Source organism: Microvirga sp. HS2, from assembly GCF_055792805.1.
The window spans coordinates 80,708-101,408 of record NZ_JBVVAJ010000006.1; the positions used below are offsets into that span (position 1 = coordinate 80,708).

19 protein-coding genes and 2 tRNA genes are annotated in these 20,701 nt (G+C 62.4%); 9 read left to right on the top strand and 12 right to left on the bottom strand.

Going from position 1 to position 20,701, the window contains the following annotated elements:
- Positions 1–7: 7 nt before the first annotated feature.
- Positions 8–955 (bottom strand): transcriptional regulator GcvA, encoded by a 948-nt coding sequence (gcvA, locus tag ACS5Q0_RS07610; RefSeq protein WP_473126013.1) that lies wholly within the window; start codon positions 953–955, stop codon positions 8–10.
- Between the two features lie 128 nt (positions 956–1,083).
- On the opposite strand from gcvA, the gene ACS5Q0_RS07615 reads away from it, so the two are divergent.
- Positions 1,084–1,290, top strand: a complete 207-nt coding sequence (locus tag ACS5Q0_RS07615) for a hypothetical protein (protein WP_473126014.1) — start codon at positions 1,084–1,086, stop codon at positions 1,288–1,290.
- Between the two features lie 4 nt (positions 1,291–1,294).
- On the opposite strand, the gene ACS5Q0_RS07620 is transcribed toward ACS5Q0_RS07615, so the two are convergent.
- On the bottom strand, positions 1,295–2,938 hold the full coding sequence (locus ACS5Q0_RS07620; RefSeq protein ID WP_473126015.1) for a Na/Pi cotransporter family protein: 1,644 nt from the start codon (positions 2,936–2,938) through the stop codon (positions 1,295–1,297).
- Positions 2,939–3,258: 320 nt separating this feature from the next.
- Here ACS5Q0_RS07620 and ACS5Q0_RS07625 point away from each other — a divergent pair, with 320 nt between their 5' ends.
- The 3 genes from ACS5Q0_RS07625 (at position 3,259) to ACS5Q0_RS07635 (ending at position 7,994) form a co-directional block, all read left to right on the top strand.
- Positions 3,259–4,752 (top strand): acetyl-CoA hydrolase/transferase family protein, encoded by a 1,494-nt coding sequence (locus tag ACS5Q0_RS07625; RefSeq protein WP_473126016.1) that lies wholly within the window; start codon positions 3,259–3,261, stop codon positions 4,750–4,752.
- A gap of 255 nt (positions 4,753–5,007) precedes the next feature.
- Positions 5,008–5,349 (top strand): hypothetical protein, encoded by a 342-nt coding sequence (locus ACS5Q0_RS07630; protein WP_473126017.1) that lies wholly within the window; start codon positions 5,008–5,010, stop codon positions 5,347–5,349.
- A 143-nt stretch (positions 5,350–5,492) separates the two neighbouring features.
- Entirely contained in the window at positions 5,493–7,994 is a 2,502-nt protein-coding gene (locus tag ACS5Q0_RS07635; RefSeq protein WP_473126018.1) for a cellulose binding domain-containing protein, read from the top strand.
- Between the two features lie 52 nt (positions 7,995–8,046).
- Here the strand turns inward: ACS5Q0_RS07635 and ACS5Q0_RS07640 are convergent, their stop codons facing one another.
- Genes ACS5Q0_RS07640 through ACS5Q0_RS07650 form a run of 3 tightly spaced genes read right to left on the bottom strand, consistent with a single transcriptional unit; the run spans position 8,047 to position 11,637 of the window.
- A complete protein-coding gene (locus tag ACS5Q0_RS07640; RefSeq protein ID WP_473126019.1) occupies positions 8,047–9,087 on the bottom strand; it encodes a sensor histidine kinase in 1,041 nt (346 codons plus the stop codon).
- Positions 9,084–9,515, bottom strand: a complete 432-nt coding sequence (locus ACS5Q0_RS07645) for a response regulator (protein WP_473126020.1) — start codon at positions 9,513–9,515, stop codon at positions 9,084–9,086. The genes ACS5Q0_RS07640 and ACS5Q0_RS07645 overlap by 4 nt, the downstream gene beginning before the upstream one ends.
- A gap of 1 nt (position 9,516) precedes the next feature.
- Positions 9,517–11,637, bottom strand: coding sequence for a PAS domain-containing sensor histidine kinase (locus ACS5Q0_RS07650; protein WP_473126021.1), 2,121 nt, complete (start codon positions 11,635–11,637; stop codon positions 9,517–9,519).
- Between the two features lie 216 nt (positions 11,638–11,853).
- Between ACS5Q0_RS07650 and ACS5Q0_RS07655 the strand changes: the two genes are divergently transcribed.
- The gene (locus tag ACS5Q0_RS07655) at positions 11,854–13,371 is read left to right on the top strand and encodes a peptide ligase PGM1-related protein (protein ID WP_473126022.1); all 1,518 of its coding nucleotides are present in this window, start codon (positions 11,854–11,856) and stop codon (positions 13,369–13,371) included.
- A 6-nt stretch (positions 13,372–13,377) separates the two neighbouring features.
- Here the strand turns inward: ACS5Q0_RS07655 and purT are convergent, their stop codons facing one another.
- The gene (purT, locus tag ACS5Q0_RS07660; RefSeq protein ID WP_473126023.1) at positions 13,378–14,553 is read right to left on the bottom strand and encodes a formate-dependent phosphoribosylglycinamide formyltransferase; all 1,176 of its coding nucleotides are present in this window, start codon (positions 14,551–14,553) and stop codon (positions 13,378–13,380) included.
- A gap of 194 nt (positions 14,554–14,747) precedes the next feature.
- On the opposite strand from purT, the gene ACS5Q0_RS07665 reads away from it, so the two are divergent.
- Together ACS5Q0_RS07665 and ACS5Q0_RS07670 are read left to right on the top strand one after the other, a co-directional pair.
- Complete coding sequence (locus tag ACS5Q0_RS07665) at positions 14,748–15,050, top strand: hypothetical protein (protein ID WP_473126024.1); 303 nt, start codon at positions 14,748–14,750, stop codon at positions 15,048–15,050.
- 73 nt (positions 15,051–15,123) lie between these two features.
- Positions 15,124–16,044, top strand: coding sequence for a DMT family transporter (locus ACS5Q0_RS07670; protein ID WP_473126025.1), 921 nt, complete (start codon positions 15,124–15,126; stop codon positions 16,042–16,044).
- Between the two features lie 116 nt (positions 16,045–16,160).
- Here ACS5Q0_RS07670 and ACS5Q0_RS07675 read toward each other — a convergent pair.
- The 6 genes from ACS5Q0_RS07675 to ACS5Q0_RS07700 form a co-directional block, all read right to left on the bottom strand.
- Positions 16,161–16,237, bottom strand: a tRNA-Arg gene (locus tag ACS5Q0_RS07675).
- Positions 16,238–16,257: 20 nt separating this feature from the next.
- Positions 16,258–16,563, bottom strand: coding sequence for an ETC complex I subunit (locus tag ACS5Q0_RS07680; protein WP_473126026.1), 306 nt, complete (start codon positions 16,561–16,563; stop codon positions 16,258–16,260).
- Between the two features lie 39 nt (positions 16,564–16,602).
- Positions 16,603–16,679, bottom strand: a tRNA-Pro gene (locus ACS5Q0_RS07685).
- Positions 16,680–17,032: 353 nt separating this feature from the next.
- Positions 17,033–17,488, bottom strand: coding sequence for a DUF192 domain-containing protein (locus tag ACS5Q0_RS07690; RefSeq protein ID WP_473126027.1), 456 nt, complete (start codon positions 17,486–17,488; stop codon positions 17,033–17,035).
- Between the two features lie 12 nt (positions 17,489–17,500).
- Positions 17,501–18,121, bottom strand: a complete 621-nt coding sequence (locus tag ACS5Q0_RS07695) for a cold-shock protein (RefSeq protein WP_473126028.1) — start codon at positions 18,119–18,121, stop codon at positions 17,501–17,503.
- Positions 18,122–18,250: 129 nt separating this feature from the next.
- Positions 18,251–19,006 carry an SIR2 family NAD-dependent protein deacylase gene (locus tag ACS5Q0_RS07700; protein WP_473126029.1) on the bottom strand — a complete coding sequence of 252 codons (756 nt, stop codon included), beginning with the start codon at positions 19,004–19,006 and terminating at the stop codon, positions 18,251–18,253.
- Positions 19,007–19,069: 63 nt separating this feature from the next.
- Here ACS5Q0_RS07700 and ACS5Q0_RS07705 point away from each other — a divergent pair, with 63 nt between their 5' ends.
- Both ACS5Q0_RS07705 and ACS5Q0_RS07710 read left to right on the top strand, forming a co-directional pair.
- The gene (locus ACS5Q0_RS07705; protein WP_473126030.1) at positions 19,070–20,095 is read left to right on the top strand and encodes an acetyltransferase domain-containing protein; all 1,026 of its coding nucleotides are present in this window, start codon (positions 19,070–19,072) and stop codon (positions 20,093–20,095) included.
- Between the two features lie 194 nt (positions 20,096–20,289).
- Positions 20,290–20,673 carry an acyl carrier protein gene (locus tag ACS5Q0_RS07710; RefSeq protein ID WP_473126031.1) on the top strand — a complete coding sequence of 128 codons (384 nt, stop codon included), beginning with the start codon at positions 20,290–20,292 and terminating at the stop codon, positions 20,671–20,673.
- The last annotated feature ends 28 nt before the right edge of the window (positions 20,674–20,701 follow it).

Here is a 20,701-nt window from a genome sequence, read left to right on the forward strand (position 1 = left end):
CAGCGTCTCAAGGCCAGGGCTCAGGCCCTGGCCTTGATCTTGCGCGCGATAGGATCCCTCTCCGCATCCCCGCCACCTCGCTGAGGATCCAGTCCCGGAACGCCTCGATCTTGGGCGATCGCCTGCGGCCCTTCGGATAGACCAGCCAATACCCGCGACCGGACTCGGCGAGGAGATCGAAAGGCTGAATGAGGCGCCCGGCGGCGAGGTCGTCCGGGAAGAAGAACGGATTGACGAGGGCGAAACCTTGCCCCGCCATCGCGGCCATTCCCTCGAATTGCTGCACCCCGAGCGAGTTGTCGGGACGCCGGGAGAGGTCGACATCGGGCACGCCCGCCGCAGCAAACCACTCCCTCCACCATGGATCGCTCGGCGAGATGATCGGAAATTTCAGGATGTCCGTCGGCTTCGTCAGTTCGGCGCCGCGAATCAGACCGGGGCTGCAGACCGGGGTGAAACGATTGGGAACGAGGTGATGAGCCTCCAGCCCAGGCCATGTGCCCTCCCCGCTCCGGATAGCGAGGTCGAACTCGCTTTGACCCAGGTCCACCATATGCTGACTGACCGAGATCTGCACCGCGATGTGAGGAAACAGGTTCTGGAAGCGGCCTAGACGAGGAATGAGCCAGTTGGCGGCGAACGTCGTCAGCGTCGTGACGGTGAGAATCGACTGAGCCGTCTCCGCGACCCCGGCGAAGGCCGCCCGCAGGGCATCGAACGCTTCCGTCACGGCGGGAGCGAGCTGCTGCCCCTTGGCGGTGAGCGTCACCTGCCGGGGCATGCGCACGAAGAGCGGTGCGCCGACACGGTCCTCCAGCATCCTGATCTGGTAGCTCACGGCGGCCTGGGTCATGCCGAGCTCTTCCGCAGCCCGGGTAAAACTCTGATGCCGGGCCGCCGCTTCGAAGACGCGCACCGCACTCATCGGAGGAAGTCTGGAGACTGGTTTCGGCATGTTCGATCCATAAGGCTGCCTTATGCCAGCCCCTTACCTTTCATTTTGTCAAGGCTCCCGAACAGGAGCATTGTCTCCCTCGAAGAACGAGGGGCCGAGGCGCCCCGAACACAGCACTGGAAATCGTCATGAGGTACGAAGATGCCCGCCGCTTGCGCGGCGTCGGGAGCGCTTGGCCGCGTCTGCAAATGTGGCTTCGCTCGTTTCGCTTTAGGCCCCGCAATCCGACAGCCGACCTGGGTCACCTGTCGGATCACGAGAGGCGTGACATCGGTCTGCCGGAGCCGCACCGCTACATGGACTGGCGCCGCCTGAAGGACGAAACGCGCGCGTGAGGCGTCAGGAGGAGAGCCGGCTCGGCTTGAGCTGGCCGCTCTGCTCCAGAAGCGAATGGCCCGTCGCCGCGATGTGCGCCTCGATGCGCTTCAGGTCGCGGACGATGTCGAGCTGGAGCGCGCTGGTATCCCCCACGGTCCGGCCGGAGCGAATCTGCTCGAGCTGCTTCTGGGTGACGGCGCGCTCCATATCGCGGAAGCGCTCCTTTTCGGACACGAGGCGGCGGGCCGAGCCCACGTCCTGGAACATCAGGACGGACGCGGCGAGCTGCAGGTGCTCCAGCAGCTTGTTGTGCATGTTGGTGATGTCGTCGAGGCTGTCCTTGGGCAGGCGCAGGTGGTTCTTGATGCGCTTGGCCGCCAGCTCCATCAGGTTCTTGTCGATGATGTCCCCGATGTGCTCCAGATTGATGGCGAAGGCTAGAATGTCGGAGAGCCGCTTCGCTTCCGTCTCGTTCAGGGCCTCGTGGTTGATCGAGCTCAGATAGCGCCGGATGGCGCTGTAGAGGCGGTCCACCACGTCGTCCGTGCGGCTCACCTCCGCCACGCGGCTGATATCATCCTCCCGGAAAAGATCCTGCGAGCTGCGGAGCATGATCTCCACCGTGTCGGCCATGCGTAGAACCTCCCGGGCAGCGTTCGACAGGGCGACCGAGGGCGTGTCCAGCGCGTCCTTATCGAGGTATTGCGGCATGCCCGGATCGGAGGCCACCAGTTTGTCCGGAAACGCTCTGGTGAGCAGTTTCGCGATCCACGGCAGCGGTCCGATGAAGATTACGGCGACCGCGATATTGAAGATTGTATGGAAGTTCGCCGCCAGTCGGGCCGGATCGGACTCCAGCATGGTCAGATAGCCGAGAGCGACATCGATCAGTGGCAGCGCCGCCACGCAACCGATGACGCGCATGGCCAGATTGCCGAAAGGCACACGGAACTTGGCCGGATCGCCGCCCAGGCCCTCCAGCATCGGATTGACGGAGCTGCCGAGATTGGCGCCGAGCACCATCACCAGCGCGGCATGCGTGTCGATGACGCCGGCCGTGGCCAAGGACATGATGAACAGCATGGCGGCGACGCTGGAATGGGCCATCCACGCGAAGAACCCGGACAGAAATACCAGGATCAGCGGATCCGGCGCGATAACCGCCAGAACGTTCTTGAGCACTTCCGAGGATTCGATCGGCCGGATCGTCTCGCTCAGCAGATGAAGCGACAGCAACATCAACCCGAGACCGATGGCGACCCGCCCCAGATCCTTCATCCGGCTCGACGATCCACGCTTGTAGCCGATGTAGCCGAAGAAGATCAGCATCGGGAAGATCAGGGTAATGTCGAAGGACAGCACCTGAACGATAAGGGTCGTGCCGACATTGGCGCCCAGCATGACGGCAAGGGCGGGCACCATGTCCACGGCGCCGCCCGCGGTGAAGGACGCCACCATGAGGGCCGTGGCCGTGCTGCTCTGCAGCACCGTCGTTACGCCGACCCCGGCCAGAAAGGCGCGCAGGCGGGTGCGCAGGCCGATGCCGAGGATCCACCGCAGATCGCTGCCGAAGGCGCGTTGAACCCCGCTGTTGACCATGTTGATGCCCCACAAAAGCAGGGCAATCTCACCGAGAAGGTGGATCAAAACGGTAGTGGCGGACATTTATTCCTCAGCAAACGACGAACAAGCGGTGAACCTTCTGCTTAGCCCCGTTGTCATGGAACGACAATAAGGTTGCCGGCTAATAATGACCAACCCAGGGAGATTTCCCGGATTTTTCGTTTGGCTTCCGGGAATTGGTGCTTCGGCCTCTCTCATTGGAGGGCTTTTGATCAGAATCAACGCAGCTCTGCATCCGAGGCCCTATCTGCCGAGCTTGGACGGGCCTAAGGCTTGAACCCGGCATGGGGGCCTTTCCCTGTGAGAAAAACACAGGTTGGGTCTGCCCAGGTGGCGAACTTGGATATTGCATAGGTTCATTGATGTATCGCGATCGTATTCGCCTCAACACGCTCTGGGGCAAGGTGATGTCGCCGGAAGAGGCGGCCATGCTGATCAAGGACGGCATGACCATCGGGATGAGCGGCTTCACGCGCGCGGGCGATGCGAAAGCCATCCCGCTCGCCCTTGCGCAACGGGCTGCCTCGGAGCCCCTGCACATCACCCTGATGACCGGCGCTTCGCTGGGCAACGACAACGACAAGCTCTTAACCGAGGCCGGTGTCCTGGCGCGCCGCCTGCCCTTCCAGGCCGACCCGACCCTGCGCGCAGCCATCAACGATGGCCGGGTCATGTTCATCGACCAGCATCTGTCCGAGACCGTGGAGATGCTCCGCTCGCACCAGCTCGGGCCCATCGACTACGCCATCGTCGAGGCCTCGGCGATCACGGAGGACGGAGGGCTCATCCCGACGACTTCCGTCGGCAACAGCGCGACCTTCGCGATCCTCGCCGAAAAAGTCATCGTCGAGATCAATCTGGCTCAGCCTCTCGAACTCGAGGGGCTGCACGACATCTACATCCCGACCCGCCGCCCCTTCCGGGAACCGATCCCGGTCGTGTCGCCGGAAAGCCGTGCGGGACTTCCCTTCATTCCCATCGACCCAACCAAGATCGCGGCGATCGTCGTCACGCAGAAATCCGACAGCGCGGCGACCACCGAGGCCCCGGATGCGGAAACGGCCGCCATCGCGGGCCACTTGATCGAATTCTTCCAGTCGGAGGTGAGAAAGGGTCGGCTGGGAACGACCCTCGGACCGCTTCAGGCGGGGATCGGCTCCATTGCCAACGCGGTCCTCCACGGTCTCATCGACAGTCCATTTCACGACCTCAAGATGTACAGCGAGGTTCTGCAGGACAGCACCTTCGAGCTCTTCGATTCAGGCAAGCTGGCGTTCGCCTCGGGATCGTCCATCACGCTTGGGCAGGAAACGCACGACCGCGTGATTCCGAGTATCGGCCGGTACAAGAACAGGATGGTCCTGCGCCCGCAGGAGATCAGCAATCATCCGGAAGTCATCCGCCGGCTCGGCGTGATCGGGATCAACACCGCGCTCGAATGCGACATCTATGGCAATGTGAACTCGACGCACGTCAACGGCACCCACATGATGAACGGCATCGGCGGCTCCGGCGACTTCGCGCGCAACGCCTATCTCGGCATCTTCGTGACGAAGTCGCTTGCCAAGAAAGGGGCGCTCTCGCGGATCGTGCCCATGGTGACGCATGTGGACCACAACGAGCATGATGTCGACGTGATCGCGACCGAGATCGGTCTCGCCGATCTCCGCGGGCTGGCACCGCGCGAACGCGCGGAAACGATCATCCGAAACTGCATTCACCCGACCTACCGCGAGCTGGCGGCGGATTATCTCAAGCGCGCGACCCGACGTGGTGGCCACACGCCCCATATCCTGGAAGAAGCTTTTTCCTGGCACATCCGCGCCCGGGAGACCGGCATGATGCTGCCGCCGTAGAAATCCGGCCTTCCAGGGCCTGATTGGCGTTCCGAAGCTGAATTATTCACATTCTTCAGCCTCGGGCGCGCCCTCTTGCCACAGACTCGCCACACGAGCCGATTTGGCTACTCCCCAAGCATGCCTTGTATAAACTTAAGGAACTCTGCTCTTTTCCACATGCAACAGATACGCATGTGAAGCTGTAATGCCAAGTTCGGGAATGAGCCGATGCAAGTAGGCAGTACATCACCGGTTGAGATTCGGGGAACCGAGATGGGTTTGGATGATCCATTTCCTATCGAGAAGTGCTCGGGACGAGTGCGGGGCGCAGTTCTCGCCGAGTTTCAGGGACGATGTCCTACGATCCGGGAGGTCGCCAGCATCTCAGACGCGCAATGGTTGACGGTTCCCAACATCGGCCCGACCACCCTGGAAGAGATACGCCGCTATATCGGCGAAGCACCGGTGGAAGAGCGGCTCTCGAACCTGCCGGTGATGGAGGACGGAGAACTGCTGTCCCGGCTGAACCGGGTCCAGCGCGAACTCAGCCTGATCGCCAGCGCCATACGGACGAGAGTTGCATCGGTCGCTTACAAGAAAGAGCACCACAAGTAAGCATGCGCGAAAGCAACGAAATGCTAAACGTTGCATCATATCATGTCGTATACGTAGGACTGCTTAAGCACGCAAATCGATTGACTATTTTCCTCTAGGAGAGCATTGGCAAAGCGTCAGTAAACAGGCGTACAATGTCCTCAATGTCCCTTCGCAGCGTCGACCTCCTCATCAAGGGGGAGCCTGGGGCTCTCATCACTGTCTCGGAAACCGCGGATGGAACCCTCACGTTCAGCGTGAAGGTCACGGACGTCATCTCAGGTCCTAAGGACGCGCCGGACATCGCCGACCTACGGGGCCTCTTCTTCCACGTATCCGATGAAGCTCTCCTGCCCGACCTGATGGTGACGGGCCCCGACGTGACGACCTATCTCGTCCAGGCCAACGATGTGATGCAGGTCGAGAAGGACGTCACGATGGAAGGCAAGGTCGGCAAGTCCGTCGGCCCCTTCGATGTCGGCATCGAATTCGGCACTTCCGGAAGCGGCAAGGACGACATTCGCGAGTCCAGCTTCACGCTGAGCGCATCCCAGCCCTTGAGTCTGGAATTCGTGATGCAGCAGCACTTCGGGCTGCGCTTGACGAGTGTGAGCAATAACGGCGTGGGCCGGGAATTAAGCCTCAAGCTCATCGGGCAGATGACGGGAACGCCGAAGGACATCGGCGAGACCCCGAGCCAGCCCGGGGAGACCTCTCCGCCGTCGGACGGCGAGGCTCCTGGCACCGACAATCCCCTGCCCGGGACGTCCTACGACGACCTGATCGAGGGCGGTGACGGCAACGATACGATCTACGGGGGACTCGGAGACGACGAGATCCAGGGTGAAGGCGGCGACGACCTGATCATTGGCGGCACGGACAACGGCACCCTTACGTGGGATGGCGGCCTGCGGATCAAGATCGGCGACAATCTCTACGGCAACGACGGCAACGACACCTTCCTGTACAAGGCGGGCGACGGCGTCGATCTGCTCTGGGACTTCCAGCCGGGGCACGACGTGATCAAGCTCGCCGGATACACCCTGGCCGATGTCTACGCCTTCACGATGGTCCGCTCCGTCGATAATCGGATTGCCACGGGCGATCATGACAAGATCGCGATCATCCTCGACCAGGGCGGTGACGCGATTGTCTTCAACGACTATCCCAGCCCGAGCTACGACGATATCGCCATCGTCTTCGCCGACGGCAGCACCCTCTCATCCGCCGAGATCCTGGATCGCGCGCATGCCCACGTGATCGCGCTCGCCGAGAGCACGGCGGGTGCCACCTCCCCGACAGCTTCGGGAGCACAGGCGAAGACGCCCTACGCGCCCCTTCTGCTCTACGGAGGAAACGACGGCGACACGATCATCGGCGGCCGGGGCCATGACAAGCTCTATGGAAACGAGGGCGTCAACGGTCTCAACGGACGCGAGGGAGACGATACGCTGTATGGCGGCAACACCGTCGATACCATCATCGGCGGAGACGGGAACGACACCGGCTTCGGCAATGGCGGCGACGACATCATCGTCGGAGGATCCGGATCGGATAAGCTCTATGGCGCCGGCGGCCACGACCTCATCTTCGGAGACGATGCCGAGGGGATCGATCTGCCCGCCCTGCTCACCTCTTACGAAATCCCCGCGGACGGGGACGAAGTTCAGGCTGCCATCAAGATTACCAATACCTGGTGGGGCGGTTTCCAAGCCGAGATCACGATCACGGCCAAAGAGAGCGTCAACGCTTGGGACATCTTCCTCAAGAGCCGGTTCCAGATCGAGAGCATCTGGGGCGCTGCCACGACCGCAGAGGCCAGCTGGACCGATGGGGTCTCCTACGAACTCGGAAATGCGACTTGGAACGGTTCGCTCTATGCCGGCCAGAAGACCACGATCGGCTTCACGGCCCGGACCGGCGTGAACGGCGTCGTCGACGCCGCTCATATCCTTGCGGGTCTCTCCATCGCCGACTCGCTGTCATCGTCCTCACTGACGGATAACGGCGTCGCCCGCAGTCTCGGCAATACGATGCGGGGATATGCAGGCGCGGATACCCTCGTGGGCACCTCGGCCAACGACACCTTCTACGTCGATCACACGGGCGACAAGGTGGTCGAGACGTCCGCGGGTGGCACCAGGGATCGGGTGATCACGTCGGTCAGCCATGTCCTCGAGGCGAATGTGGAGAACATGCTCACCACCGGCTCGGCTGCGATCAACCTGACCGGGAACAAGCTGAACAATGCCATCACCGGAAACGCCAGCCGGAACAGCATCAGCGGCGGCAGCGGCAACGACACGCTGAGTGGCGGCCTGGGCAACGATCTCCTGAACGGTAACGCAGGCAAGGATGTGTTCGTGTTCAACACGACGCTGAACGCCAAGTCGAACGTGGACACCATCACCGCCTTCAGCGTGACGGACGACACGATCCACCTGGAGAACGCCATCTTCAAGAAGCTCACCAAGACGGGCACGCTGAACAAGGCCTTCTTCACCATCGGTCCGAAGGCGAAGGACGCGAACGACTACATCATCTACGACAACAAGACCGGCGCGCTCTCTTATGATGCCGACGGGTCTGGCAAGGGTGCTGCGGTCAAGTTCGCTCAGCTCGACAAGAACCTGAAGATGACCTACGCCGACTTCATCGTCATCTGAGCTCCGCAAGAGCGCGAGCCTGTCGATCCGCCTCCCGCTTCGACAGGCTCGATCAGATCGAAAACGACAGGACGGCCCGCGTGCCGGTGTGTTGCGGGTCGAACTCGATGGCCGATTGCAGGTTCGAGGCCATGGCGCGCACGATCTTCGTTCCCAGGCCGCTGCCCTGGACCCGGCCTGTTCCCGTCCAGCCGATGCCGTCGTCCTCGACAGACAGAAGGACCTGCTCGCCTGAATTCGCCAGTATCACGCGGATGTCGCCGGTAGCGCCTTCCGGATAGGCGTATTTGAATGCATTGGTGACGAGTTCAGTCACGATCACGCCGACCGACACAGCCTTGTCCGTCGGGATCGGAATGGGCTCGGCGGTCAGCGAAATCGTATGCTCGCGGCCGGCTGCGCGCATGGCGCCTTCCAGCTCTTCCACCAGCCCCTCCAGATAGGTGTCCATCTCGACGAAGCGGACATCGTTGGAGGTGTAGAGACGCCGGTGGATCTGGGCGATGGCGGTGATGCGGCTCTGGGTCTCGGCGAGCGTATCCTGCGCAGTCGTATCGCCCGCGACCGCACGCTGCTGCATGGCGACGAGCGAGGCCACAAGCTGCAGGCTGTTCGCCACCCGGTGGTTGACCTCCCGAATGAGCATCTCCGCCCGTTCGCGTGCCTCGCGCATCTCCCGTTCGGCTGCTTCCTTGGCGCGGCGTAGCCGCGCAGCTTCGAGAGCCTGGTCCGCCGCCGAGTGAAGCAGGTCGAGAAAGACGCCGCCGACATCCTTGATGACGTAATCGGACGCACCCGCCTTCAGGGCCGCCACGGCGATGCGCCCTTCGTCGGCCCCGGTGACGTACACGACCGGAGGCGGATCAGGCAGCTTCTGGATTTCCGCCAGAACCTGGAGTCCTTCCTTGCCGGGCATGAAGTGATCAAGCGCGATCACGTCGAAGGGCGCCGCGGCAAGCCGCGCGAGGCCGTCGTCGCCGCTTAGGGCATGGGTTACTCGAAAGCCATGCCGAGAGAGCGCGCGCTCGACCAGTCGCCCGAGACCGGGATCGTCATCGATGTAGAGAAGGCGGATGGGCAGAGTGTCGCTCACAGAGTCTCAGGCACCTGAATAACGGATAGGAAAAGGCCAAGCTGGCGAATAGCCTGGGAAAACGACTCGTACTCGACCGGCTTGGTGATGTAGACGTTGGCGCCCAGGTCGTAGCAACGCTGCACCTCGCGCTGGTCGTCCGTAGTAGTCAGAACCACCACGGGAGCCCGCTTGAGCGTCTCGTCGCTCTTCAGCTTCGCCAGAATATCGACGCCGTTCATGTCGGGCAGGTTGAGGTCGAGCAGGACCAGGAAGGGACCGGAATTGCGCACACCGTCGTTGAAGAGGTGCTCAAGCGCGGCCGTTCCGTTGGCGAAAGTGCGGATCTCGTTGCACACCCCAGCGCGCCGGATGTTCTTCTCGATCAGACGCGCATGACCCTCGTCGTCTTCGATCATGATGATGGTGACGGGCTGCTGCTGGGGCATGTTACGCGGCCTCCGAACTCATGCTGATGTACTTGGGCAAGGTGACGGTGAAGAGTGAGCCTTCACCTAGTCTCGACTGGACCGAGATGCTACCCCCCAGCCTTCGCACAAGGGCGCGGACATGTGCAAGTCCAATTCCCTCGCCCTTCTGGTCCTGCGTTCCGGAGCGCCTGAAGAGGTCGAAGATCCGTTCGAAATCCCTTTCGTCGATGCCGCGGCCGTTATCCTCGATCTCGTACCGCACACCCAGGCCCAGATCCTGCCCCCGCACTACGATCCGGCCGGGGCGCGCCGGGTCGAGGTATTTCACCGCGTTGTCGATGAGATTGCCGAATACCTGCTCCACGGCCAGGCGGTCGCTGAAGAGATCGGGCACGGTTTCGATGATCAACTCGGCCCCACTCTCATGCAGCTGATGCGCAAGGCTTTGGCGCTGGGCATCGAGCAGCTTGTTCATGCTGATCTGCTCCGGCGCCAGCACCCTGCGGCCTTCGCGGGACAGTTTGAGGATCGCGTTGATCAGCTTGTCCATCTTGATCGTCGACGACCTGATGAACCCGAGCGACTCCGCAAGATCCTCCTCGATGGCGGCGCGGGCTTCCGGAGTAACAAGGTTCGGATGCGTTCCGGAAACGCTCTTGTAGAACTTCTCGATCTCGTTCTGGCAGTTCTCAAGTTCGCTCGTGAAACCCATGATGTTCACGAGCGGAGCCCGCAGGTCATGGCTCACGATGTAGGCGAAGCGCTGAATCTCGTCGTTCGCCGCATCGAGCTCCCCGACCCGTTCGGCCAGCATCCCGGCCAATCGGCGGGTCTCCTCCTCGGACTGAACCGCGCGCTCCCGGCTCGCCTTCAGCTCTTCCTGCGCCTCCTTGAGGTCATGAATGTCCGTGCAGGTGCCGTACCAACGCGTGATCCGGCCCTCCTCGTCGTAAACGGGCTGCGCACGCCCGAGAACCCAACGGTATTGACCCGAGCGGTGCCTCAGCCGGTATTCGATGTGGTACGGCTCGCCGGTTTCGAGCGAATGGCGCCACGTCTTCCACGCGCCCTCCCTGTCATCGGGATGGAACATCCCGTTCCAAGCGGCCCCATCGGTGGTGCCGACCGGCACGCCGGTATACTCGTACCAGCGCTGGTTATAGTAATCGTGGAAGCCGTCCGGTCGCGTCGCCCAGATGAGCTGGTCGATGGAATTGGCGATCGCCCGGAACCGTTCCTCGCTTTCCCGCAGAGCGTTTTCCGCCCGCCTGTGGTCCGTCACGTCGTGGCCCTGAACGAAGATGCCGGACACTTCGCCGTTGCGGCTGAAAATGGGCTGGTACACGAAGTCCAGAAAATGTTCCTCGGCCGTGTCGTCGGAGCCCTGGCTGAGCACGACGCGCACGCCTCGGCCGACGAACGGTTTGCCGCTGCGATAGACCCGATCGAGAAGGTCAATGAAGCCTTGATCCACGATTTCCGGCAGGGCCTCGCGCACGGGCTTACCGATCAGATCCGAGCGGCCGACGACTTGACGATAGGCCGCGTTGGCCATCGTGAACACATGATCCGGCCCGCTGAGCGCCGCGATGAATCCGGGCGCCTGCTCGAACAATTCCTGAAGGTGCTGGCGTTCCCGCGAAAGGACCTGGTTGACCTCCTGAACCGCCTGGGCGCGGCGGAACATGTCGGTCTCAATCAGCGCGGATGGGCCGGACAGGAACACCGAGGTCTGCGCGAAGGTTCGCAGATGGTGCAATTCCGTAACATCGACAGTGTGCTGCAGAATCGAGATCAGCTCTCCCGCCTCGTTGAACAGGGGCGTATGCGTGGCACTCCAATAGCGTGTCTCGAAGCCCTGGCCATCAGGCAATGGAATAGCGTACTCGATGAGCGGCAGATGGTCCGTCACCTTTTCGTCGGTGACCCGCTCAAATGAAGCGCGGAGCTGCTTGTGGCTTTCCGAGTCCGGATCGCTGGGAAACGCATCAAACATGCCGCGCCCGACGAGCTCTTCCCGTTTGCGCATCGTCACACGCAGATACGCATCGTTCATCCCCATGATGACCAGCGAGGGATTGAGCAGAACATACGGATTCGGCGATGCGTTGAAGAGAGACTCGAAGTTTATGGATTTCAATGCGTTACGCCAGGCGACACCCAGCTCCCCTTTAGTTTCGGCCTCTTAGGGCCCAGCCTAATGTAGGACGCCTCCCGGCCGACGCCAGATCTCTCACGGCAAAGCCTCGCCTTGCCGCAACAAAACTTGGTGAGACGCGTTCCGGTTTGGATCATGTCGGGAAGGTCCCGGTATCATGAGCAACGGGGCACTCGATTGGAAACAGAATACGCGTCTGTGACGGCCATCGGCGCCACGGTGAATGTGCGAGCGGCGGATTTTCAGACGCTCCAGGCCCGGCTCGGAAAAATCTTCGAACCGCTCGCCGCGTCGGATGCGCCGAGGACCATCCTGATCGTTCCCAGCCTGAGCATGGACTCGGAGGTGCTCGCCGGCATCTCGGGCGCCCATCATTATGAGGAGCGGATGCTGTGCTACCTCATGCTGCTCCGGATGCCGCGCACTCGCGTCATCTACGTTTCCAGCTATCCGATCCCGGAATCCATCATCGACTATTATCTGCACCTGCTGCCCGGCATCCCGGCGCAGCATGCGCGCAGCCGCCTCACCCTCTTCTCGTGCCATGACGGATCCTCCACGCCTCTGACGGCGAAGATTCTGGAGCGCCCTCGCCTTCTCGACCGGATCCGCGCGTCGATTCCCGATCCGGATTCCGCATACATGATCTGCTTCAACGTGACGAAACAGGAACGGAGTCTCGCGCTCGGGCTGAACCTGCCGATCTACGGCTGCGATCCGGATCTGTTGCATTGGGGCTCGAAGAGCGGCTCGCGCAAGATCTTCCGCGAGGCGGGAATCGACATGCCGGAGGGCTTCGAAGATCTCCACGGCGTGGACCAGATCACCGAAGCCCTGGTGGAGCTCAGGACGCGCAGACCCGGGATCAGGCGAGCCGTCGTCAAACTCGAGGAAGGTTTTTCCGGAGAAGGAAACGCTCTTTTCTCCTATGAGGGCGCCCCCGACGGCACAGACCTGAGGAGCTGGGTCGAGAACCAGTTGTCGCAACTCGCCTTCGAGGCGAAGGACATGACCTGGGAGATCTTCGCGGAAAAGCTCTCGAGCATGGGGGGAATCGTCGAGGAATTCGTGGAAGGCGACCTCAAGCGCTCGCCGTCCGCGCAGTTCCGCGTCGATCCCCTAGGCCAGCTGGAAGCGGTCTCCACCCATGATCAGGTTCTCGGCGGCGAAAGCGGACAGGTTTTTCTCGGCTGCCTGTTTCCGGCGGACGAGCACTACAGGCTCCAGATTCAGGAGAGCGGCAGAAAGGTAGCCCGCGCTCTCGCGGCCAAGGGCGTTCTCGGACGCTTCGCCATCGATTTCCTCTCCGTGAAGGAAGGCGACGCGTGGCGCCATTACGCCATCGAGATCAATCTGCGCCGCGGCGGCACCACCCACCCGTTCCTCATGCTGGAATTCCTCACCGAGGGGCGATACGACCCCGAAACCGGCACCTTCCTCACACCTTCCGGGCAGACGCGCTGCTATTACGCCTCCGACAACGTGCAATCGGATGCGTATCGCGGACTTCTGCCCGCCGACCTCATCGACATCGCAGCCCTGAACGGCCTTCATTTCGATGGCGCCAGCCAGCAGGGCGTGATGTTCCACCTGATCGGCGCTCTCTCCGAATTCGGCAAGCTCGGCGTGCTCTGCATCGCGCAGACGCGGGAGAAGGCCGAGGAATTCTATCGCCGCACGACCGAGGTTCTCGACCGGGAATCCCGTCCTGCCTGAAGCCTCTTATTCCTCGTATCTGATCCGGATCTTCGTCGCCGCCTCGCAGGCGGTGGCTCTCGCCTCCTCGACCGTGCCTCCGGATGCGAGAGCCACCGCCATGCGACGATATGGCCGTGTCGTCGGCTTGCCGAAGATGCGGACCTCGACCTCACTCTCGTCGGAGCCCAAGGCCAGAGCCTCCCCCAATCCCTCGACGGTGAAGCGCTCCGCCTCGCGATCGGCGAGGACCACGGCGGAGGCGGTTGGGCCCCGCAAACGGATGTGCGGGATCGGGAGACCGAGGATCGCGCGGGCATGGAGATCGAATTCGGAGAGGTTTTGCGACAGCAGCGTCACCAGTCCCGTATCGTGCGGTCGAGGCGACAGCTCGGAGAAAATGACTTCATCGCGGGTGACGAAAAACTCCACCCCGAAAATCCCGTAGCCGCCGAGATTGTCGACGACCTTGCGGGCCATGTTCTGCGCTTCGCTGAGGAGCCGGTCGGTCATCGGCGTGGGCTGCCAGGATTCCTGATAGTCTCCCCGCTCCTGTCGGTGCCCGATGGGTGCGCAGTAGCATACGCCTTCGCGTGTCCGGATCGTGAGGAGCGTGATCTCGTACTCGAAGGCGATGAACTCCTCCACGATCACCTTCCTGCGATCGCCACGCATATTGGCGACGGCATCGTTCCAGGCCCGTTCAAGCTCGTCGGCAGTCCGCACCGTGCTCTGGCCCTTCCCGGACGAGGACATGACCGGCTTGATCACGCAGGGAAGCCCCGTGTGCTCCACGGCTGCCCTCACCTCGTCCAGGCTTTCCGCGTAGCGATACTTGGACGTGCGAAGACCGAGCTCCGTCGCCGCCAGCTCGCGGATGCGGTCCCGGTTCATGGTGAGGGAGGCCGCGCGGGCGGAGGGCACGACCGTGAAGCCCTTGTCCGCGAACTCCTGAAGCACCTCGGTGCGGATCGCCTCGATCTCCGGCACGATGAAGTCGGGCCGGTGCTTCTCGATGGCGCTTCTCAGGGCGTCCGCATCGAGCATCGAGAACACCTCGGCCTCGTCAGCGACCTGCATGGCCGGAGCATGGGCATAGGAATCGCAGGCGATCACGTGGCAGCCATAGCGCTTGACCGAGATCACGAACTCCTTGCCGAGTTCACCCGATCCGAGAAGGAGAATTTTGGCTGTGAACACCATTGTGACCTTTCCTCTGCTTCGGCGCGAAACACCGGCCGCCCCACCGCGTTCTGTGGAAGCATGATTTCGCGCCTCTTTCCAGCCGCGTCGTCCCGGCTCGTCGCGAAGTCTGCGTCAGGCGCATCCCTGCCGTCACCCGAGCGCATTGTGCGAACGGCGGGTCCATACGCTAAGGGGAGCCCAGGAGAAGCGGAATGCTTGGAACGAAGAAAACACCGAACCGCTATGGCCGGCGGGTCACGCGCATTGAACCCCCATCCCTGGAGGAGGCGATCGCCGCCGCCCAGGGACTGACCGACAACGTCGATTGGCAAGTCGAGATCGCCTCCCAGCTCATGGGCATGGCGGAGGACGAGGTTCGGCCCATGGTTCTCAAGCTCTCGGCTCAAACCCGTCAGCCAGAGCGTCCCGCTGTCGCCGACCGCATTCTCGATCGCGGCGAAGGCGCCAAGGTCATTGTGGTGGAGCGGCGGCGCCCGCGCTTGGCAGCGCGCTAGAACTCACCTATCGATCGTCCGTGTCATCAGGGGACTGCGCGCGAGCAGTCCCTCCTCTTGAAGCATTTTCCCCATGGTCAAAGGCATCGTCCTTGCATTCCTTGCCTTTGCCGTCTTCGCCTGGGGCGATGCGGTGGTGAAGGCCATCGGCCATGGCCTCGATCCCTTCGAGGTGACGTTTTTCGGCTATCTCATTCCCCTCCTGCTCTCGCCGGCCTTCATGAAGCCGGGCGACAGGCTGACCGATCTCGTGCGCTGGAAGAGCCCGTGGCTGATGGCGCTGCGGGTCTTCTTCATCTCGGTGACGACACCCCTCAGCGTCATGGCCTTCACGAGGCTTCCTTTCGCGGAGGCCTTCGCGCTTCTGTTCCTGATGCCGAGCCTCGTGACGGTCCTTTCCATTGTCATTCTGAAGGAGACGGTCAGGTGGCGGCGCGGTCTTGCCGTCTGCGCAGCCTTTATCGGCGTGCTCGTGATCGTCCGCCCGGGCTTCCGGGAAGTCCTGCCGGGGCACGTGATCGCCATCGCGGCCGCGCTCTGCTCAGCCGGCGGCGTGATCATGGGGCGGATGATCGGCACCACGGAAAAGCGCTACACCCTGATCGGAAGCGTGTTCCTCGGGACGGCTGCGATCGCCGGCGTCCTGATGATTCCGGGCTTCGCGTGGCCGACCCTGCCCCAATGGGGCCTCCTGATCGCTTTCGCCGCCACGGCCTTCGTGGCTCAGGCCCTCTTCGTCATCGCGACCACCTATGCGCCCGCCGACCGTCTTGGAGCGGCGCAGTACAGCCAGATCCTCTGGGCGCTCCTCATCGGAGCCCTCTTCTTCGATGAATGGCCCGACGCCATGGCGCTCGTCGGCATCGCCATCGTCGTCGGCGCAGGGTTGTTCATCTTCGCGCGGGAGCAGACCCTGAAGAGCGCGCCCCTCGCTTCGACAGAGGCGAATGCGGCGCAGGCGGAGCCTGCCGCAGCGGAGTCGACCCCGCGGTAGAGCCGCTCTCGGCCAAAGGAAGTCGCTACGACACCCGCAGCGGCAGCTGGCTAGATGAGATCAACGTTGAAGAGAAAGCGGCTCTGGGCGGCGGTGCGGCCGCCGATGACGCGAAATGGCGACCCCTGCAGGGCTCGAACCTGCGACCTACTGCTTAGAAGGCAGTTGCTCTATCCAGCTGAGCTAAGGGGCCATCGAGCCGGGGACTGGACCTTAGTGAGTCCAGGGGCCGACGCGATTGAACTTGAAATTATCGGAATAGGCCATCGTCCGGCGCTTGACCTCGTGCGGCTCCTCGACCCGATAGGCGATGCCTTCGCGCTCGGCATAGGCCATGGCCTCTTCCTTGGTGTCGAACCACAGGCGGAGCTGCTGGCGGGTATCGCCCGAGCTGGTCCAGCCCATGAGGGGCTCGATCTCGCGGGGTTTGTCCTGCTCAAAGACGAGCAACCATTGCTTGGTCCGGGCCAAGCCGGACTGCGTTGCGGATTTGGCGGGTTTGTAAATCCGAGCAGGCATTGGTCTTTCGCACTCTCTCCAAGACGTGGGCCGGTGAGATGGTCGGGGCGGCAGGATTTGAACCCGCGACCCTCTGCTCCCAAAGCAGATGCGCTACCAGACTGCGCTACACCCCGAGTTTCTCAACAGCTTGGTTTCTCTATCGATTTGAGAACCCCTAGGCAAGCCCCAAGGTTGCAGACCCCAGAGCAATAACAGAGTATGAGCCCCAGCCCTGGATTGCCGCCCCAGACACCTGTTCAGAAACGCCCCGGATGAGGACGGATGGGCAAAATGCCCGGGCAAGCGGACCTCAACAGGTCGAATCATGGTTGCGGCCGAGACCAAGCCGGACAGGGCGTGTTTGCGACCACCCTTCGAGGGCTGCGCTTCAGTTCTGGCTGGGAACCCATTGCCAGCTGCTTCCACACAAGAGGAATTCGCCGAAAATGCTCTACCGAAGTGCGGGAAAAGTCAGAGATCGCCTGCCCTATCGCCTGAAGAGCGGATGCTCCACCCTGTCGCCCGGCTTGATGCCCAGTCGCGCCGCCGTGCCCGCATTCAACTCAAGGACAGAGAGAACAGGCTCGCCCGAGGAAATGGTGCGGGTTGATAGAGGCTCCGTATTGGCCGCAACGCGAGCAATCGTGCCGTCCTGACGGATGAACAGCATGTCCAGCGGCAGGTAGGTGTTTTGCATCCACATGGAGACCGGCTCGACCCGCCCGAAATCGAACAGCATGCCCCGGTCGGGCGCCATGGAGCGACGGAACATCAGCCCCTGCGCGCGATCCGCATCGTTGCGGGCAACCTCGACCTGGAAGCTGTGCTTCTGCCCGCCGTCGGTCGTGATCGACAGCGCCTCCAAAGCCTGGGCATAGACCGCCCCTGCCGAAGCGATCACAAGAGCGAGGGCCGGAAGGACCGGGCGGAGGCGCTGGAACACGAACGCAACCTGTCAGTGGGAGTGCGGCAAGGACATTTCAGCCAGGCGAACCTCGGCGGCCATGAGGCCCTTCGAACCGTCGCCGAAGCGCACGAAGACCCGCTCGCCCGGCTTCAGCTCGGCAATGCCGTAGCGACGGAGCGTTTCCATGTGCACGAAAATGTCGGGCTTGCCCTCTCCCTGAGTCAGGAAGCCGAAGCCGCGCAGGCGGTTGAACCATTTCACGACGGCCGGTTCGAGGCCGCTCGTCGGCACCACCTGAACATGGGTACGCGGCAACGGAAGCTCGGACGGATGCAAGGCCGTCGATTCGTCGAGCGAGAGGATGCGGAAGGCCTGCAGTCCGCGGGGCCGCTGGACGGCCTCCACCACGATCCGGGCGCCCTCGTTGGCGGCTTGGTAACCGTCCCGGCGCAAACATGTCACGTGCAGGAGAACATCGGGCATGCCGTTGTCGGGCACGATGAAGCCGAAGCCCTTGGCGACGTCGAACCACTTGATCCGGCCGCTCACATGAATGAGTTCGAGAGAGTTCTCCTCCGCTGGGGCCTGGGCGACCTCGCGGCGACCTTGATCGAAAGAGGAGTTTTCCTCTCGAAGATTGAAGGAGTTAGAGCCGAAATCGCTAGTCATGAATAAACCCGAACTCGAATCAAAAAACCCGATTCTTAAAAAGAGGATAACATCGTCCTGAATCAGGGGAAGCCGGAAACGCGCCTCAAAATGCGATGATTTTTTGAGCACACGGCGAGAGCGTTGAAATTACGAAAGAAATACCGACAGCACAGATCCGATTTCTGCATGGACCACGAGATCTGCCATGCCGTCGAGCGGGGTCGGCTCCCGATTGACGATCACGAGTTGCGCTCCGTTCTCCTTGGCGAAGGCCGGAAAGGCGGCGGCCGGGTAGACCACAAGGGACGACCCGACCACCAGGCAGAGATCACAGCGCGCCATGAGCTTCTGGGCCTTGCGCATCGCTTCTTCCGGCATGGCCTGGCCGAAGGAGATCGTGGCGGATTTCAGAACGCCCCCGCAATGGATGCAGGCGGGCGGATCCCCGCTCGCCTCGAAATGACTTCTGATCCAAGCGAGTTCATGGCGCCGCCCGCAGGAGAGGCATTTGGCATAGGTTCCGTTACCGTGAAGTTCGACGACCTGCTCTTCCGAAAGGCCCGAGGCCTGATGAAGCCCGTCGATGTTCTGCGTGATCACCGCAGGCATGTGCCCCGACGCGACGAGGGCGGTGATGCCGAGATGTCCCTGGCTGGGCAGTGCGCCGTGATAGAGGTCGTCCATGACGAACTTCCGGCGCCAGGCCTCGCGCCGCGCTTCGACGCTTTTGAGAAAGAGCTCGAAGGGAATCGGCTTGTTGCGCATCCAGGGGCTGCCGGGCGAGCGAAAATCGGGAATGCCGCTTTCCGTCGAGATGCCCGCCCCGGTGAATCCGACGACGACCCGGGCCTCATGGATCATGTCCTGCAATTCGGAGATTGACGCGGCGATGTTCTCGGTCATGTCACTGATATATGCCCCGAAGATGGGGATAGAAGCATTCTTCAACAACAGGATCAGCATCCCGTGACCGACGATCTATCCCACGCCGGAACCACCTGGAGACGCGCCCCAGCCGGCGCATCGGCGGGATATCCGCCCATCGCCGCGCTCCAGCGGTGGGATGCCATCGACGTGGCCCGTGGCGTCGCGATCCTCGCGATGATCGTCTATCACTTCAGCTGGGATCTGAGTTTCCTCCGGCTCATTGAGACGAACATTCTTCAGGTTCCGGCATGGCGATGGTTCGCGCGGGGCATCGCCGGGTCCTTTCTGCTCCTGGCCGGTGTGGGACTGACCCTGGCCCACCTGCAGGGCTTCCGCCGATGGGCCTTCCTCAGGCGCCTCCTGAAGGTCGGAGGCGCGGCTTTGGCCGTCACCCTCGTCACCTTTTTCGCCTTTCCCGAAAGCTACATCTTCTTCGGCATTCTCCACTGCATCGCGGTTTCGAGCGTACTGGCCCTTCCCTTCCTGCGGCTGCATCCTGCCCTTACGTTAGTCGCCGCCGCATTCTGCCTCGCCGCGCCGTCGCTTTTCACGAGCCCCGCTCTCGACGCACCCTTCCTGGATTGGCTGGGACTCGGCGCCTCGGACCCGGTGACTAACGACTACGTGCCCATCTTTCCATGGTTCGGCATGGTTCTGATCGGGATCGCGCTCGGCAGCCTTCTCCTGCCGCGCGCCGGCACCCTGCGCCTGGCGCGCTGGCGCGCACGAGATCCGCTGTCCCGTTCCCTCGTCTGGGCGGGACGCAAGAGCCTGCCGATCTATCTCCTTCACCAAGTGGTCCTGCTCGCGCTTCTCTACGGCGTGCTGCAGATCACCGGCCCCAATCCTAGGGCAGAAGCGAAGCCCTTCATGAACGATTGCGTGGCAACCTGCGTCGCGCAGAATGTCCAGCCGGCCACGTGCAGCTCCGTCTGCTCCTGCACGGCCGACCGGCTGCGCGAAAGCGACTTGTGGCGGAAGGTTCTCAGCGGCGCCACGACGGAGGATGACAGGACCCGCGTATCCCGCCTGGCCCAGCAATGCCTGCGGCGCAATCCGTCCTGATGTCGGCTCGTCCATTTCGGATTTCATGATCCGGCCGGCGGACAGGTGCTCAGCGAATTCCGGCGGCCATGACGGGATTTTGCAAACTCCCAAACGTAATATGCATCGATTCAATGTACGCGCTATGTTGTAGCGACCCGATGCGGGATATCGTTCTCCTCCGACACTACGTAAGCCGCCCTGAGGAATCCATCATGTCTCACCGGTTGGAGGCGAACGTTGCGCGTGAAATTGCCGACATCTGCAAATCCGTCAGTGAAGGCGGCACTCCTCAGGTCGACATGGACATGTCGCTGACCCGGGACCTCCGCTTCGACTCCGGGACGCTCATGCGGTTCTTCTCGCGGGTCGAGCAGCTCTATGCGGGCCTGGACCTCGAGCGGTGGTTCATCGAACACCGGATCAACGGCCAGGATACGCTCGGCAGCGTCGTGCGCTATATCGCCGATGCGCTGCCCCGTGCGGCATCCGAGGCCTCCTGCGACATCCAGCCGAAAAAGCGGCCCTCCGACCAGAGCCTCGCGGGCCAAGGCCCCCAGAGCGGCCACGCCTTTGCCGACGTTCTGTCCAGGAACTGAGAGGCCGTTCACAGGGCGCGACGATTGT

Coding starts and splice junctions, on each gene's coding strand:
- purT (WP_473126023.1), bottom strand. CDS start 14,553: ATGGTGTTCACAGCCAAAATTCTCCTTCTCGGATCGGGTGAACTCGGC.
- ACS5Q0_RS07615 (WP_473126014.1), top strand. CDS start 1,084: ATGAGGTACGAAGATGCCCGCCGCTTGCGCGGCGTCGGGAGCGCTTGG.
- ACS5Q0_RS07665 (WP_473126024.1), top strand. CDS start 14,748: ATGCTTGGAACGAAGAAAACACCGAACCGCTATGGCCGGCGGGTCACG.
- ACS5Q0_RS07710 (WP_473126031.1), top strand. CDS start 20,290: ATGTCTCACCGGTTGGAGGCGAACGTTGCGCGTGAAATTGCCGACATC.
- ACS5Q0_RS07620 (WP_473126015.1), bottom strand. CDS start 2,938: ATGTCCGCCACTACCGTTTTGATCCACCTTCTCGGTGAGATTGCCCTG.
- ACS5Q0_RS07645 (WP_473126020.1), bottom strand. CDS start 9,515: ATGCCCCAGCAGCAGCCCGTCACCATCATCATGATCGAAGACGACGAG.
- ACS5Q0_RS07700 (WP_473126029.1), bottom strand. CDS start 19,006: ATGACCGAGAACATCGCCGCGTCAATCTCCGAATTGCAGGACATGATC.
- ACS5Q0_RS07630 (WP_473126017.1), top strand. CDS start 5,008: ATGGGTTTGGATGATCCATTTCCTATCGAGAAGTGCTCGGGACGAGTG.
- gcvA (WP_473126013.1), bottom strand. CDS start 955: ATGCCGAAACCAGTCTCCAGACTTCCTCCGATGAGTGCGGTGCGCGTC.
- ACS5Q0_RS07670 (WP_473126025.1), top strand. CDS start 15,124: ATGGTCAAAGGCATCGTCCTTGCATTCCTTGCCTTTGCCGTCTTCGCC.
- ACS5Q0_RS07635 (WP_473126018.1), top strand. CDS start 5,493: ATGTCCCTTCGCAGCGTCGACCTCCTCATCAAGGGGGAGCCTGGGGCT.
- ACS5Q0_RS07625 (WP_473126016.1), top strand. CDS start 3,259: ATGTATCGCGATCGTATTCGCCTCAACACGCTCTGGGGCAAGGTGATG.
- ACS5Q0_RS07695 (WP_473126028.1), bottom strand. CDS start 18,121: ATGACTAGCGATTTCGGCTCTAACTCCTTCAATCTTCGAGAGGAAAAC.
- ACS5Q0_RS07680 (WP_473126026.1), bottom strand. CDS start 16,563: ATGCCTGCTCGGATTTACAAACCCGCCAAATCCGCAACGCAGTCCGGC.